At 72.7% G+C, this 13,874-nt stretch carries 12 protein-coding genes; 4 read left to right on the forward strand and 8 right to left on the reverse strand.

What is annotated here, in order from left to right; translation table 11 throughout:
* Positions 1-576 precede the first annotated feature (576 nt).
* Positions 577-1,575, reverse strand: a complete 999-nt coding sequence (locus ACR9ZK_RS08375) for an aldo/keto reductase (protein WP_481341435.1) — start codon at positions 1,573-1,575, stop codon at positions 577-579.
* 85 nt (positions 1,576-1,660) lie between these two features.
* On the opposite strand from ACR9ZK_RS08375, the gene ACR9ZK_RS08380 reads away from it, so the two are divergent.
* Positions 1,661-2,083 (forward strand): MerR family transcriptional regulator, encoded by a 423-nt coding sequence (locus tag ACR9ZK_RS08380; protein WP_481341436.1) that lies wholly within the window; start codon positions 1,661-1,663, stop codon positions 2,081-2,083.
* 81 nt (positions 2,084-2,164) lie between these two features.
* Here ACR9ZK_RS08380 and serS read toward each other — a convergent pair whose 3' ends face one another.
* The 3 genes from serS to ACR9ZK_RS08395 form a co-directional block, all read right to left on the reverse strand.
* Positions 2,165-3,490, reverse strand: coding sequence for a serine--tRNA ligase (gene serS / locus ACR9ZK_RS08385; RefSeq protein ID WP_481341437.1), 1,326 nt, complete (start codon positions 3,488-3,490; stop codon positions 2,165-2,167).
* Between the two features lie 158 nt (positions 3,491-3,648).
* Positions 3,649-4,518 (reverse strand): ABC transporter permease, encoded by an 870-nt coding sequence (locus tag ACR9ZK_RS08390; protein WP_481341438.1) that lies wholly within the window; start codon positions 4,516-4,518, stop codon positions 3,649-3,651.
* On the reverse strand, positions 4,515-5,414 hold the full coding sequence (locus ACR9ZK_RS08395) for an ABC transporter ATP-binding protein (RefSeq protein ID WP_481341439.1): 900 nt from the start codon (positions 5,412-5,414) through the stop codon (positions 4,515-4,517). The genes ACR9ZK_RS08390 and ACR9ZK_RS08395 overlap by 4 nt, the downstream gene beginning before the upstream one ends.
* Positions 5,415-5,717: 303 nt before the next feature.
* On the opposite strand from ACR9ZK_RS08395, the gene ACR9ZK_RS08400 reads away from it, so the two are divergent.
* Positions 5,718-7,376 carry an ABC-F family ATP-binding cassette domain-containing protein gene (locus ACR9ZK_RS08400; RefSeq protein WP_481341440.1) on the forward strand — a complete coding sequence of 553 codons (1,659 nt, stop codon included), beginning with the start codon at positions 5,718-5,720 and terminating at the stop codon, positions 7,374-7,376.
* 67 nt (positions 7,377-7,443) lie between these two features.
* On the forward strand, positions 7,444-8,877 hold the full coding sequence (gene zwf, locus ACR9ZK_RS08405) for a glucose-6-phosphate dehydrogenase (protein WP_481341441.1): 1,434 nt from the start codon (positions 7,444-7,446) through the stop codon (positions 8,875-8,877).
* A 12-nt stretch (positions 8,878-8,889) separates the two neighbouring features.
* On the opposite strand, the gene ACR9ZK_RS08410 is transcribed toward zwf, so the two are convergent.
* The 3 genes from ACR9ZK_RS08410 to ACR9ZK_RS08420 form a co-directional block, all read right to left on the reverse strand.
* The gene (locus ACR9ZK_RS08410; protein WP_481341442.1) at positions 8,890-9,330 is read right to left on the reverse strand and encodes a DUF2500 domain-containing protein; all 441 of its coding nucleotides are present in this window, start codon (positions 9,328-9,330) and stop codon (positions 8,890-8,892) included.
* A 93-nt stretch (positions 9,331-9,423) separates the two neighbouring features.
* Positions 9,424-10,479: a Gfo/Idh/MocA family protein gene (locus tag ACR9ZK_RS08415; protein WP_481341443.1), complete on the reverse strand. Its 1,056-nt coding sequence runs from the start codon at positions 10,477-10,479 to the stop codon at positions 9,424-9,426.
* Positions 10,476-11,045: a DinB family protein gene (locus ACR9ZK_RS08420; protein WP_481341444.1), complete on the reverse strand. Its 570-nt coding sequence runs from the start codon at positions 11,043-11,045 to the stop codon at positions 10,476-10,478. The genes ACR9ZK_RS08415 and ACR9ZK_RS08420 overlap by 4 nt, the downstream gene beginning before the upstream one ends.
* 96 nt (positions 11,046-11,141) lie before the next feature.
* Between ACR9ZK_RS08420 and ACR9ZK_RS08425 the strand changes: the two genes are divergently transcribed.
* Complete coding sequence (locus tag ACR9ZK_RS08425) at positions 11,142-12,257, forward strand: diacylglycerol/lipid kinase family protein (RefSeq protein ID WP_481341445.1); 1,116 nt, start codon at positions 11,142-11,144, stop codon at positions 12,255-12,257.
* Positions 12,258-12,609: 352 nt separating this feature from the next.
* On the opposite strand, the gene xylA is transcribed toward ACR9ZK_RS08425, so the two are convergent.
* Positions 12,610-13,797, reverse strand: coding sequence for a xylose isomerase (xylA, locus tag ACR9ZK_RS08430; RefSeq protein ID WP_481341446.1), 1,188 nt, complete (start codon positions 13,795-13,797; stop codon positions 12,610-12,612).
* Positions 13,798-13,874 lie beyond the last annotated feature (77 nt).

A 13,874-nucleotide genomic window follows, 5' to 3' on the forward strand; every position in this document is an offset into this window, starting at 1 on the left:
GAGGTAAATAGGCATCGATTTTTGACACGCTGTTGAGTTCTCAAGAATCAGACACACACCATCAACCACACCCACACACGCAGGCCCGGCCTCCGGGGATTCCGTTTCATGCTGCCCGTCGCACCTGGTCGGATCGCATCCGTGACCCGCTCTGAGGAGCGACCGGATCGATCCGCCGGACTCGGCGGGCTTCACCACTCTACCCCATCCTCGAGGGTGTCCGTGACGCTGTCACGGCCACCCGGTCGGGCGGGTCAGAGCCCCGTCGAGACCCTGTTCGGGGCTCCGTGACGGAGGTGAGACGTCACCCGAGGGACCGGCCAACTTCGCTCTCGACCAAGTCGATCGCCGTGGCGTCCGTTGCTCCCTGTCGGGCTGACGAAGAGAACAGTACAGGTGATGGGCCAGACCGCCAAAACGGCTCCCCCGCCGCCCGATCCGAGCGGCGGGCCGTCACCGCCAGCCGGGGGTTCCATCCCACCGGCACGGGTCCGGGGAACGCCGTGAAGGCCTCGCCCGCGCCCGCCCGTCCGGGGCTGCGGCGAGCACCCCCTCGGGCTCGCGCCGGTACAGCCGTCAGGCGAGCAGTCGCGCGACCTCGGCCATCTCGGCCGGGGTCAGGGGGCCGTGCGAGAGCGCGCCGGCGTTCGCCTCGGCCTGTGCCACGGTGCGGACCCCGGGGATCGGGACGGTGGCCGCGCTGCGTCCCCAGATCCAGGCCAGCGCCCCCTGGGCGGGCGTGCGCCCGCCCGAGGTGATGACCTCGCGGATCGCGGCCGCGCGGGCGAGCCACTCCGGGTTGGGCCTGCCGTCGATGAAGTACGCCATCCAGGCCGCACCCGTGGCGCGGACGTCGGTGGCGGACAGCGTGGCCCCGCCGTCGTAGGCCCCGGTGAGCACGCCCATCCCGAGGGGACCGCGGTTGATGCTCGCGAGGTTCTCGGTCTCGCAGAGGTCGAGCATGGCCGGGTTGTCCTCGAGCACGTTGAGCTGGTGCTCGACGGCCGTGCAGTGCGGGCCCTGCGCGAAGACCCGGGCACGCTCCACGTCGTCGGTGCTCCAGCCGTACGCCCGGATGGTGCCCTCGTCGACGAGGGAGTCGAGCACGGTCCGCACGTCCTCGGCCCGCGCCGGTTCGAGGTCACCGACGTGGAGCAGCAGCACGTCGATCCAGTCCGTGCCGAGGCGCCGCAGGCTCTCGGCGCACGACCGGCGCACCGCGTCCGGCGTGACGTCGACGCCGCTGACGCTCTTGGCCGCCTCGTCCACGACGTAGCCGAACTTCGTGGCGATCACGACGTCCGAGCGCCGGTCGGCGACGGCCCTCCCCAGCACGACCTCGCTGTGGCCGGCCCCGTAGTTGGCGGCCGTGTCGAAGAAGGTGACGCCACCGGCCATCGCCGCGTGGAGCGCGCGGACCGACTCCGCGTCGTCGACCTCGCCCCAGCCGGCCTGCTGTCCGCCCATGGTCCACGGGCCACCGATGGCCCAGCAGCCCACACCGAGGGCACTGACCTCGATCCCGCTGCGGCCGAGGGTCCGTCGGGTGGTGATGGTGCTCTCCGATGTCGTCATGACCGCGACGCTAGATCCTGGAGCGCGCACCAGATCAAGCCCTTTCGGACACCGATCCCACGCTCGGTGCCTCTACGGTGGACCGATGACGACGACAGGCGACGCCGCCGGTCTCCGCGTGGGAGAGGCTGCACGAGCGGCAGGGGTCAGCATCGACACCCTCCGGTACTACGAGCGCGAGGACCTGCTTCGCACCGAGCGGACCCCGAGCGGCCACCGCCGCTACTTCGACTCCGACCTGGACTGGATCGGCGTCCTCACCTGCCTGCGCGAGTCGGGCATGCCGATCCGGCGGATGCGCGAGTTCGCCACGCTCGTCGGCGAGGACGACGACGCCACCGTCGGCGCGCGCATCGAGCTGCTCGAGGAGCACCGGGCCGACGTCGTTCGCCGGATCCGCGAGCTGGAGTCCAACCTGCGACGCGTCGAGGGGAAGCTGGCCTGGTACCGGGACCGCCTCGCCGAGGGCGACCCGACGGAGGCCCCTTCGCCCCGGCCCCAGGCGTAGGACCCGGCCCGGGGCGTCAGGTCGCGAGGCTCGGCCACGAGCTCGCGGGCTCGACGACCGGCGACCGGTCCGCCCCTCGGGTCAGGACAGCGGCTTGAGGACGTCGAGACCGACGAAGGGACGCAGTGCCTCGGGCACCACGACCGAGCCGTCGGCCTGCTGGTGGTTCTCGAGGATGGCGACGAGCCAGCGGGTCGTGCCGAGCGTGCCGTTGAGCGTCGCCACGGCGCGCGTGCCCGGGCCGTTCGGGTCGCGTTCGCGGGTTCCCAGCCGGCGCGCCTGGTACGTGGTGCAGTTCGACGTCGAGGTCAGCTCGCGGTAGCGGCCCTGCGTCGGCACCCATGCCTCGCAGTCGAACTTGCGCGCGGCCGGGCTGCCGAGGTCACCGGCCGCCGTGTCGATGATGCGGTAGGGCACCTCGACCTTGGCGAGCATCTCGCGCTCCCAGTCGAGGAGGCGCTGGTGCTCGGCCTCGGCGTCCTCGACGCGGCAGTAGCTGAACATCTCGACCTTGTGGAACTGGTGCACGCGGATGATGCCGCGGGTGTCCTTGCCGTGCGAGCCGGCCTCGCGCCGATAGCAGGCCGACCAGCCGGCGTAGCGCTTCGGCCCGCCCGACAGGTCGATGATCTCGTCGGCGTGGTAGCCGGCGAGGGCCACCTCCGAGGTGCCGGTCAGGTAGAGGTCGTCGGCCTCCAGCCGGTAGACCTCCTCGGCGTGGGCGTCCATGAAGCCGGCGCCGACCATGATCTCCGGCCGCGCGAGCGTCGGGGTGATCATCGGCGTGAACCCCGTCGCGGTCGCCTGCGCGATGGCCATGTTGAGCAGCGCCAGCTCGAGCTGGGCCCCGACGCCGGTCAGGTAGTAGAAGCGCGCGCCGCCGACCTTGGCGCCGCGCTCCATGTCGATGGCGCCGAGCCGCTCGCCGAGGGCGAGGTGGTCCAGCGGCTCGAAGCCCTCGGCCGCGAAGTCGCGCGGCGTGCCGACGGTCTCGAGCACGACGTAGTCGTCCTCGCCGCCGGTGGGCACGCCCTCGATGATGACGTTGCCGACGCGTCGGAGCAGCCGGTCGAGCTCGGCGCCGGCGGCGTCGGCCTCCTCCTCGAGGCCCTTGACCCGGTCGCTCAGCGTCGCGGCGTGCGCGCGCGCCTCGTGGGCCTTCCTCTCGAGCTGCTCCGCGTCGGCGTCCCCGGCCTTCCGCGCCTTCTGGAACGCGCCCATGGCGGCACCGACGGCCTTGCTGACCGTCTTCTGCTCGGCGCGGAGGCGCTCGAAGTCGGTGAGGGACGATCGACGGCGCTCGTCGGCGGCGAGGATCGCATCGACGATCCCCGGGTCCTCTCCACGGGCCTGTTGCGAGGCGCGGACCCGGTCCGGTTCGTCGCGCACGAGCTTGATGTCGATCACGCGCGCCAGCCTAACGGCGCCCGCAGGCCGCCCTCGACCGAGTTCCGGACGGGGCGCGACGGCGACCCGACGCGTCGAGCGGCCGGTGTCCTCGACGGACACCGGCCGCTCGTCTCGAGGGGTTGCGGGACGCGGTCCTCCGACGGGTCCGCCGTGGGCTACTTGACCTCGGCGCGGGTCAGGCGCCAGATGCCGACGGCGAGCGGTGCGACGACCCACAGGCCGACCGACGCGCCGAGGTGGGCCCACTGGGAACCGGTGAGGGAGCCCTCGAAGAGCGGCTGCATCGTCTGGTTCAGGTCGAGCCACTCCGCGGCCGACCGCAGCCACGAGACCATCGAGCCGAGGATCGACCACGCGGTCGGCAGGACGAAGAAGACGACGACGGCAGCCGGGGTGTTCTTGAAGAGCATGCCGAAGCCGACGCCCTGCGCGACACCGAGCAGCACGTAGCCCGCGGCCCCGAGGAGGACGAGCCCGCCGATGGACCAGTCGGGGTCGATGCCGCGGAAGGTGATGGCGGCCTGGTGCGCGACGCCGGCGAGGGCGAGCGAGAGGGCGAAGGCGGCCGCGCCGACGACCAGGGCGCTGAGGAGCTTGGCCCACGCGACGCGGATGCGCCGCGGCTCGAGACCGAACGTGACGAGCCCGGTGCGTTGGCTCCACTCCGCCGTCACGGCGAGGATGCCGACGACGGGCAGGATGAGGGCCATCGGCATCGTCGTGGCCTGGAGGTACTCACCGAAGGCGTGCTGGCCGCCCTCGTTGAAGAACATGATCGTCAGGGCGACGGCGATGATCGCGCCGATGCCGACGAGCAGCCAGCGTCCTGCGCGGGTGTCGAGCATCTTGCGCAGCTCGACGTGCAGGAGGCGGGTGAAGGGCACCCCGGTCGTGGGCCGCTCGCCGCCGATACGGGCCGGCATGGTCGCCCTGCTGGGCAGCGCCGACTCGACGTGCCTCGGGGACGCCTGTGCTGCAGGCGCGTTCGTGGTGGTGGTGGTGGTGGTGGTGGGCGTGGTGGTCATGCCGCCACCTCCTCTCGGGCGGCGTCGGCCGTGAGGTCGAGGAACATCTCCTCGAGGCCCCTGCTGTCGCCACCGCGCAGCTCGGTCAGGACGACCTGGTGGGCGGCGGCGACGCGTCCCACCACGAGCGGCTCGGCCTCGACCTGCAGCCCGCCGGTCGGGGTGCGGTGCGCGGCGACCGACTCGGCCGTGAGCGCCGCGAGGAGCGCGTCGTCGTCGGTCGAGCGCACGTGCGTGCCCGCGCCGGCGAGCAGCTCGTCCTTGGTGCCCTGCGCCATGATGCGACCGTGGCCGATGACGACGATCTCGTCGGCGACGCGCTCGATCTCGCCCAGCAGGTGCGAGGACAGCAGTACCGTGCCGCCCTCGTTGGCGTAGCCGCGCAGCAGGTCGCGCATCCACCGGATGCCGGCCGGGTCGAGGCCGTTGGCCGGCTCGTCGAGGATGAGCACCTCGGGGTCGCCGAGGAGCGCGTGGGCGATGCCGAGGCGCTGGCGCATGCCGAGGGAGTAGTTGCGGACCCGCCGGTTCGCCTCCTTGTCGGTGAGGCCGACGAGCTCGACCATCTCGTCGACGCGGCCACGGCCGACACCCATGAGGATCGCCCCGAGCGTCAGCACCTCCCGGCCGGTGCGTCCGGCGTGCTGCGCCGACGCGTCGAGGAGCAGGCCGACGTGGCGGCCCGGGTTCGGCAGGGCGCCGTACGGCCGGCCGAGCACCGTGGCCCGCCCGGAGGTCGCCGGGGTGAGGCCGGACATGACGCGCATCGCGGTCGTCTTGCCGGCGCCGTTCGGTCCGAGGAAGCCGGTGACGAGACCGGGCTTGACCTCGAACGAGATGTCGTCGACGGCCGTGAAGGCGCCGTACCGCTTGGTGAGTCGTTCGACTGTGATCATGGGCCACACCCTGTCGGTGACGCGGGGCCTCGCGCATCCGTCATGAGCCTGATTCCGACCCCTACCCAGGTCGTAGCCGACCCTGACCCGAGTCAGGGTCGGACCGGGCGAGCGGCCGCTCCGGCGGGCGGCGCCGGCGGGCCGCGCCGGCGGTCCGGAAATGCGGTGGACGCGTCGCCGGCGACAGCTCTAGGGTCTCGCCTCGTGTGGATCTCCTGATGCCTCGAGCCCGCCCGCGCCGTGACCGTCCGCCACCGGACGAGGTCACGCCGCGGGGCCCTGCCGACCATCAAGGACCACGCCATGTCTTCCACCCTCACCGTCACCGACCTCGACGTCGCCTTCGGCGCTCGCGTCCTCTTCTCGGGCCTGGGCCTGGTCGTGTCCGACGGCGACGTCACCGCCGTCGTCGGCCCCAACGGGTCCGGCAAGTCGACGCTGATGCGCACCCTCGCGGGCGAGCTGCCCGTCGAGCGCGGCGCGGTGCGTCTCGCACCTGCCGACGCGACGGTCGCCTGGCTCCCGCAGGCGTTGCCCGACGCGCAGGAGTCCCTGCTCGCGTACGCGCGCCGGCGCACCGGCGTCGCCGCAGCCGACGCCGAGCTCGAGGCGGCCTCGGCCGCGCTGGCCGAGGCGTGCCCCGGTGCGGAGGACCGCTACGCCGTGGCGCTCGAGCGGTGGCTCGCGCTCGGTGCGGCCGACCTGGACGAGCGCCTGCCGGAGGTGTCGGCACGCGTGGGGCTCGACGTCGACGCGTCGCGTCCGCTCGGCACGCTCTCGGGCGGACAGGCGGCGCGGGCGAGCCTCGTCGCCGTCCTGCTGAGCCAGTACGACGTGCTGCTGCTCGACGAGCCGACCAACGACCTCGACGCGCGGGGCCTGGACCTCATGGTCGACTTCGTCCGGTCGCACGAGGGCCCGGTGCTCGTCGCGAGCCACGACCGGACGTTCCTCGACGCGGTCGCGACCGACGTCCTCGAGCTCGACCTGGCGCAGCAGAAGGTCGCCCGCTACTCGGGCGGCTGGAGCGCCTACGTGGAGCAGCGCGAGCTGGCCCGCGCCCAGGCGTGGGACGCCTGGGAGGGCTACACCGCCGAGCGGGAGGCGCTGCTCGGCCAGGCCCGCCAACGGGCCGACTGGGCGGTCCGGGGGCGCACCGGGCCGAAGGCGACGAAGGAGCCCGACAAGCACATCCGCGAGAAGCACCGGGCCCGCGCGGACCGGCAGGGTGCCAAGGGCGCCCGCCTCGAGCGGGCCGCGGACCGGCTCGCCGTCGTCGACCAGCCGCGCAAGGAGTGGCAGCTGCGGTACTCGATCACGCCGGGGAGGCCGTCGGCCGACGTCGTCGCGACGCTGTCGGACGCGGTCGTCGAGCGGCACGGGTTCCGGCTCGGCCCGGTGTCGCTCGTCGTCGGCCGCGGGGACCGGATCGCCCTCGTCGGCGACAACGGCAGCGGCAAGACGACGCTGCTCGGCGCGCTCCTCGGCGACCTGCCGCTCGCCTCCGGTCGCCGCGCGTCGGGCACCCGCGTGTCCGTCGGGGTGCTCGACCAGCGACGCCGCCTGCTCGACACCGACGCGACGGTCCTCGACGTCGTGCGCCGCGAGCTCGGCCCCCACGCGCGGACGGGCCGGGAGTGGCCGGCCGGCGACGTGCGGACCCTGCTGGCCAAGTTCGGCCTCGGCGCCGAGCACGTCGGGCGCCCGGCGCGAAGCCTGTCGATGGGTGAGCGGACCCGGGCGCTCATGGCGCTCTTCCAGGGCCGTGAGGTCAACGTCCTCGTCCTCGACGAGCCCACCAACCACCTCGACGTCCCGGCGATCGAGCAGCTGGAGGCGGCCGTCGCGGCCTACGACGGGACGGTTCTCGTCGTCAGCCACGACGTGTCGCTGCTCGAGGCCATCGGGCTGACGCACCGCTGGCACCTCGAGGCCGGCCGGGTCCGCGTCGAGGCCCTCTGAGGCTGCGCCGCGCCGCAGGTGTCGCGGACCCCTCCCCATTCGGGCCGAGGTGCGCGACGCTGGGGTCATGCCTGCCACGACCGTCGTCCTGTTCGGCGCCACCGGTGACCTCGCCAAGCGCAAGCTGCTCCCGGGCCTGCTCCACCTGCACGAGAGCCAGCTGCTCGAGGGCCTGCGCGTCGTCGCCACGAGCCTCGAGAACCTGACCCGCGACGAGTTCCTCGACCTCGTGTTCGCCTCGATCCGCGAGCACTCGAGCCACGACGTCACGGACGACGACCTGCGCGAGTTCGCCGACCGCATCCACTGGGTGCCGGGTTCGGCTGGGCCGCAGGGGATCCGGGACGCGGTGGACGAGTCGGAGCAGATCCTCGGGCCCGAGGCGTGGCGCCTGCACTACCTGTCCGTGCCGCCGAAGGCCGCCCTCGCGGTGGTGCGCCAGCTCGAGGAGGCCAAGCTGGTCGAGCGCAGCCGGATCATCATGGAGAAGCCGTTCGGGACGGACCTGGCCAGCGCCCGCGCCCTCAACGCCGAGCTGCACGAGGTCTTCGCCGAGGAGCAGATCTTCCGCATCGACCACTTCCTCGGCAAGGAGGCGGCCCAGAACATCCTCGCGTTCCGGTTCGCCAACGGCCTCTTCGAGCCGATCTGGCACCGCAACCACATCGACCACATCCAGATCGACGTGCCCGAGACGCTGGGCCTGGCCCAACGGGCCGACTTCTACGAGGGCACCGGCGCCTACCGCGACATGGTCGTGACGCACCTGTTCCAGGTGCTCGCGTTCACGGCCATGGAGCCGCCCACGTCCCTGGAGCCCCATGCGATCAGCGAGGAGAAGAACAAGGTCTTCCGGTCGATGGCCCCCATCGACCCGCACGACGTCGTCCGTGGCCAGTACGTCGGCTACCGCGACGAGCCCGGTGTCCGCTCCGACAGCGACACCGAGACGTTCGTGGCGCTCAAGTGCCACGTCGACAACTGGCGCTGGGCCGGCGTCCCCTTCTTCCTACGCACCGGCAAGCGTCTCGCCGAGGGCGCCCGCATCATCTCCATCGCCTTCAAGGAGCCGCCGCGCTCGATGTTCCCGGCCGGTTCGGGCGTCGGCGACAACGGCCCGGACCACCTGACCTTCGACCTCGCCGACAAGTCTCGGATGTCGCTGTCGTTCTACGGCAAGCGACCCGGACCGGGCATGAAGCTCGACAAGCTGTCGATGCAGTTCTCCGTGCAGGAGACCAACTGGGCGGGCGCCGTGCTCGAGGCGTACGAGCGGCTGATCTACGACGCGGCGCGGGGCGACCGGACGCTCTTCACCTCGGCCGAGGGCATCGAGCGGCTGTGGGAGGTGAGCCAGCCGCTGCTCGACAACCCGCCGACCGTGCGGCCGTACCAGCCGGGCACGTGGGGCCCGAACCAGATCCACCAGCTCGTCGCGCCGTTCACGTGGCGGCTGCCGTTCGAGCGCCCGTGGCGCAGCCCGAACGACTACGGCGCCTGACCTGTCTCCGGCTCAGCCGGCGGTCGCCCGGGTGAAGCCCTTGTAGCGCCTCCCCTGGTGGATGAGGTGTCCGCGGTCGCCCTCGGCGAGCTGCCCGTAGTCGCGCCCGCTCACCTGCAGCTCGCGCCGCTGCCCCGAGTCCTCCTCGAAGGTCACGAAGTACGTCGTGGTGGTGCTGGCCGGCCCGGCGATGCTCGCCGGTCCGCTCGCATCGGCACCGGGCAGCGCGGCGGAGCCGGACCGCCGGCGCACGTCGGTACGCCTGGACACGACGAGGGCATCGACGCTGCGCAGCGGCGCGGCCTGGTCGGTACGCCACTGCGCGACGCCCTTGACGAGCGTGTAGACGACTCCCGCGACGACGAGCGTCGCGACGAGGCCGAAGAAGAGGAGGAAGCCGCTCGGCGGATCGGCCATCGCCGGGTCGAACGGGACGAAGTCGTCGGTGAGCATGCGCACCCCTGTGTGCTCGAGCCAGTGAGGACCGCAGTATGACTCGTCCGGGAGCCGGACGGTTGCATCACGGGCGGCGTCGGCGCCGGACGCTCACTCGCCGGGGTAGACCACCCCGACCTGGCGGCGCACCTCGTCCATCGTCTCCATGACCCGCAGCATCGTCGCGTGCGGCATGAGGGGCGACTCGCGCTCGCCGGCGGCGAGGCACCGGGCGAACTCGGCTGCCTCGTAGGAGAACCCGCGGACGTCCTCCGGCAGGCCGCCGGGACGCTCGTCGAGCACCTCGTTGTCGAGGCCGACGAGGCGCAGCGTCGAGCCTGCGCCGTAGAAGGTGCCGGTGAGCTCGAGGCGCGCGGCGGTGCCGGCGACGACGGCGGTGCACGGCGTGACACCGGCCATGGTGCACGACAGGACGCCGTGGGCACCGGCCGCGTTGGCGACGGTGACCGTGGTCGTGGCGTCGACGCCGAGGTCGGTCAGCGTCCCCTTCGCCTGCACCGATGCGGGTGGGCCGAGGACGAGGTCGGCGAAGGACACGGGATAGACGCCGAGGTCGAGCAGGGCCCCACCGGCGAGCTCGGGCTGGGCCAGACGCTCGGGGCCGTCGGGGTAGAGCCGAAGCCCGTGGTCGGCGAAGACCGTGACGACCTCGCCGATGAGGCCCGACTCGACGACGTGCCGCACGACGTCGTACTGCGGCAGGAACCGGCTCCACATCGCCTCGACGACGAGCAGGTCGCGCGCGGCCGCGGCGTCGAGCACCTCGCGGGCCTCGGCCGCGCTGCGGGTGAAGGCCTTCTCGACGAGGACGGGCTTGCCGGCCTCGATGGCGAGGAGGGCGTGCGCACGGTGCTCGGAGTGGGGTGACGCGACGTACACGGCGTCGACCTCGGGGTCGGCGACGAGGTCCTCGTAGCTGCCGTGGGCCCGGGGGATGCCGTACTCGTCGGCGAACTCCTGCGCGCGGACGTGGCTGCGCGACCCGACGGCCACGACCTCGGAGGCGGTTCCGACGGCGACGGCCTCGGCGAACGAGTGCGCGATGCCGCCCGGCGCGAGGACACCCCAGCGGATGGCCGGAGCGTCGTGCGGGTCAGGGGTTCGCGCGGCCGGCAGCGCGAGGCGCACCTCGATGGGGAGCGTCACGCCTTCACGTCCCACAGGTGGTGGCGGATGTCGTGCGCGAAGTACACGGCCAGCGTGCCCGCCGTGAACTCCGACCCGTTGCTGCGCAGCGCCGGCCAGCCCCACTCGTCCCCGACCGGGCGCTGGAAGGTGGCGGCCGCCGCCTCGAACGCGTCGTGCAGCTCACCGCGCAGCACGTCGCCGTCCGTGCGCCAGTACTCCTTCGCGAGGGCGGTCGCGTCCTGGTCCCAGTCGGCGAACCGGACGACCTGACCGCCGCCGTCGAGGATCTGCTCGAGCCGGCCGGCCATGACGTCACAGACGTCGCGAACGTGGCACGCGTACTCGACCGGCGACCACACGCCCTGCCCCGGACGCGTCCGCGCGTCCGGGCGGCCGAGCGCCGCGGTGAACCGGCCGGCTGCGTCACGCAGCAGCGCCGGCACGGCCGTCGGCTCGAGCCGCGACGGGTCGAAGCCGCAGTCCGGGCACGGCTGGCGCAGCACCCACGTCCAGTCGGCGGTGTCGGGGGTCGCGGGACCGGGATCCTCGACGCGCAGGGCACCGGGGCCCGTCGGCTCGCTCATGCGGGTCAGCCTAGGGCCGTCGGGCCGGACCGGCTCACGTCGTCCGACGACCGACCGGATTCCGGACGGACGGGAACCGGGCGATACCGTGCTCTGGTGCTGAGGGACTACCTGCCGTGGATCGTCGCCGGGGTCGTGGTTCTGGCCCTGGTCGTCGGCGGCGTGGTCCTCACGCGGGTCGCGCCGGACGCCACGGGGACGCTGCGACGCCGACCGCGCCCACCGCGCGACCACTTCCGCTCCGGCGACGACGGGGCCGCCACGCCGCTGCGGCGAGCGGCGGTCGTCGTCAACCCGACGAAGTTCACCGACCTGCCGGCGATCCGCGAGCGCATCGTCGCGACGTGCCACGCGAACGGGTGGGGCGACCCGCTCTTCTACGAGACCACCGTCGAGGACCCGGGCGCCGGCCAGGCCGCGCGGGCGGTCCGTGACGGCGTCGACCTCGTGTGCAGCCTGGGCGGCGACGGCACTGTGCGCAACGTCGCGCACGCGCTCCTCGGCACCGAGACGCCGCTCGGCATCCTGCCCGCCGGGACCGGGAACCTCCTGGCCCGCAACCTCGATCTCCCCGTGGCGCTCGAGAACGCCCTCGAGGTGGCGCTGAGCGGCCGCAACCGGCGCATCGACGTCGGCGAGCTGCTCGTCGGCGCGGCGCCCGACCCGACCGCGCCCGGTGATGCCGAGCCCGACGACCCGCGCCCGCTCCACCACTTCCTCGTCATGAGCGGCCTGGGGATGGACGCCGAGATCATGGCGGCCACGAACGAGAACCTCAAGAAGAAGGTCGGCTGGCCGGCGTACATGGTGTCGGGCCTCAGGTCGCTCGTGTCCCCGGAGTTCCGCGTGCGCCTCAAGATCGACGACGAGCTCGAGTTCCGCCGCCGTGCGCGGATGGTGGTGATCGGCAACTGCGGGCGGTTGCTCGGCGGCTTGGTGCTCATGCCGAACGCCCGCGTCGACGACGGGCACCTCGACACCGTCATCGCCTCGCCCCGGGGTGTCGTCGGCTGGGTGCCGGTCGCGACGCGGGTCGTGACCCGCCGGCGCAAGGGCCACTCGACGCTCGACCACAAGGTGTGCCAGGAGATCCGGGTGCGCGCCGACCGGCCGATCGCCGTCCAGGTCGACGGCGACGTCATCGGTGAGGCGACCGAGGTGTTCGCCCGGATCCGTCCGGCGGCTCTGACGGTGCGCGTCAGCCTGACCTGAGGGCAAGCCGCCGTCCACCCCCCTCCCTCACGAGCTGCCCCGGAAAGCGGGGCAGCGGCGGGGTGCCACGGTCCTCTCGCCGTCTCCCTCACGCACTGCCCCGGAAAGCGGGGCAGCAGCCGGGCGCCACGATCCTCTCGCCCACGCCCTCACGCACTGCCCCGGAAAACGGGGCAGCAGCCGGGCGCCACGGTCCTTGCGCCCACGCCCTCACGCACTGCCCCGGTAAACGGGGCAGTGCGTGAGGGAGATGGGGGAACCGGGCCGGCCGCTCGCCGAAGGGGTTCCAGCCAGCGCGTTCCTGGTCGCGACCGTGGTCGGTGTCCCAGTCCACCGACTGGCCGGTCAGGCTTCAGCGGGCGCCGAGGGCGTGCTCCACGGCCAGCTGGTTGAGTGCGACGAACGCGTACCCTGCCGCGGCCAGCGCGTCGGCGTCGACGTCCTCGTAGGCCGACCGGTCGGCGAGCAGATCGGCGAGCGTCTCCCCCTCGGACAACGTGGGCTCGGCCAGCTCGAGGACCCGGCTCGCGGCGAAGGCCGCCTGGACCTCCGGGTCGGCCCGGTAGGCCGCCGCGCGCTCGGCGAGCAGGATGTACGTGCTCATGTTGGCCGCGGCCGAGGCCCAGACGCCGTCGACGTCCTCGGTGCGCGAGGGCTTGTAGTCGAAGTGGCGCGGCCCGTCGTAGCGCGGCCCGCCGCCCGGGAAGCCGTTCTCGAGCAGGTCGACCGTGAAGAACGCCGACAGCAGGTCGCCGTGGCCGAAGACGAGGTCCTGGTCGTACTTGATCGAGCGCTGGCCGTTGAGGTCGATGTGGAACAGCTTGCCGGCCCAGAGCGCCTGCGCGATGCCGGCCGTGTAGTTCAGGCCCGCCATCTGCTCGTGCCCGACCTCCGGGTTGAGGCCGACGATGTCGCCGTGCTCGAGCTGGGCGATGAAGCCGAGGGCGTGCCCGACCGTGGGCAGGATGATGTCGCCACGCGGCTCGTTCGGCTTGGGCTCCAAGGCGATCCGCAGGTCGTAGCCCTGCTCCTTGATGTAGGCCGCGACCGTGTCGATGCCCTCGCGGTACCGGTCGAGGGCGGCGTTGAGGTCCTTGGCGCCGTCGTACTCGGCGCCCTCACGGCCACCCCACATGACGAACGTCTGCGCCCCGAGCTCGGCCGCGAGGTCGACGTTGCGGACCACCTTGCGCAGCCCGTACCTGCGCACGTCGCGGTTGTTCGACGTGAAGGCGCCGTCCTTGAACACCGGGTGGCTGAACGTGTTCGTCGTGACCATCTCGCAGACGAGGCCGGTCGCGTCGAGCGTCTTGCGGAAGTCGGCGACGATGCGGTCGCGCTCGGCGTCGCTGCTGCCGAACGGCACGAGGTCGTCGTCGTGGAACGTCACGCCCCAGGCGCCGAGGTCGGCGAGACGCCGGCAGGACTCGAGGGGGTCCAGGTGCGGGCGCGACGCGTCGCCGAACTGGTCGCGCGCCTCCCAACCCACGGTCCAGAGGCCGAACGAGAACCGGTCGTCGGGGGTCGGGGTGCGGACCATGAGGCTCCTCCTGAGCAGGCGGCATCGTCGGCCGCGATTTGTATGATGAACAAACATATTGGCACGAGGGCGGTAGG

The sequence above is a fragment of the Monashia sp. HAY1-5C genome, assembly GCF_056755255.1.

Coding starts and splice junctions, on each gene's coding strand:
- ACR9ZK_RS08400 (WP_481341440.1), top strand. CDS start 5,718: ATGTCTTCCACCCTCACCGTCACCGACCTCGACGTCGCCTTCGGCGCT.
- ACR9ZK_RS08420 (WP_481341444.1), bottom strand. CDS start 11,045: ATGAGCGAGCCGACGGGCCCCGGTGCCCTGCGCGTCGAGGATCCCGGT.
- zwf (WP_481341441.1), top strand. CDS start 7,444: ATGCCTGCCACGACCGTCGTCCTGTTCGGCGCCACCGGTGACCTCGCC.
- xylA (WP_481341446.1), bottom strand. CDS start 13,797: ATGGTCCGCACCCCGACCCCCGACGACCGGTTCTCGTTCGGCCTCTGG.
- ACR9ZK_RS08395 (WP_481341439.1), bottom strand. CDS start 5,414: ATGATCACAGTCGAACGACTCACCAAGCGGTACGGCGCCTTCACGGCC.
- ACR9ZK_RS08380 (WP_481341436.1), top strand. CDS start 1,661: ATGACGACGACAGGCGACGCCGCCGGTCTCCGCGTGGGAGAGGCTGCA.
- ACR9ZK_RS08410 (WP_481341442.1), bottom strand. CDS start 9,330: ATGCTCACCGACGACTTCGTCCCGTTCGACCCGGCGATGGCCGATCCG.
- ACR9ZK_RS08375 (WP_481341435.1), bottom strand. CDS start 1,575: ATGACGACATCGGAGAGCACCATCACCACCCGACGGACCCTCGGCCGC.
- ACR9ZK_RS08390 (WP_481341438.1), bottom strand. CDS start 4,518: ATGACCACCACGCCCACCACCACCACCACCACCACCACGAACGCGCCT.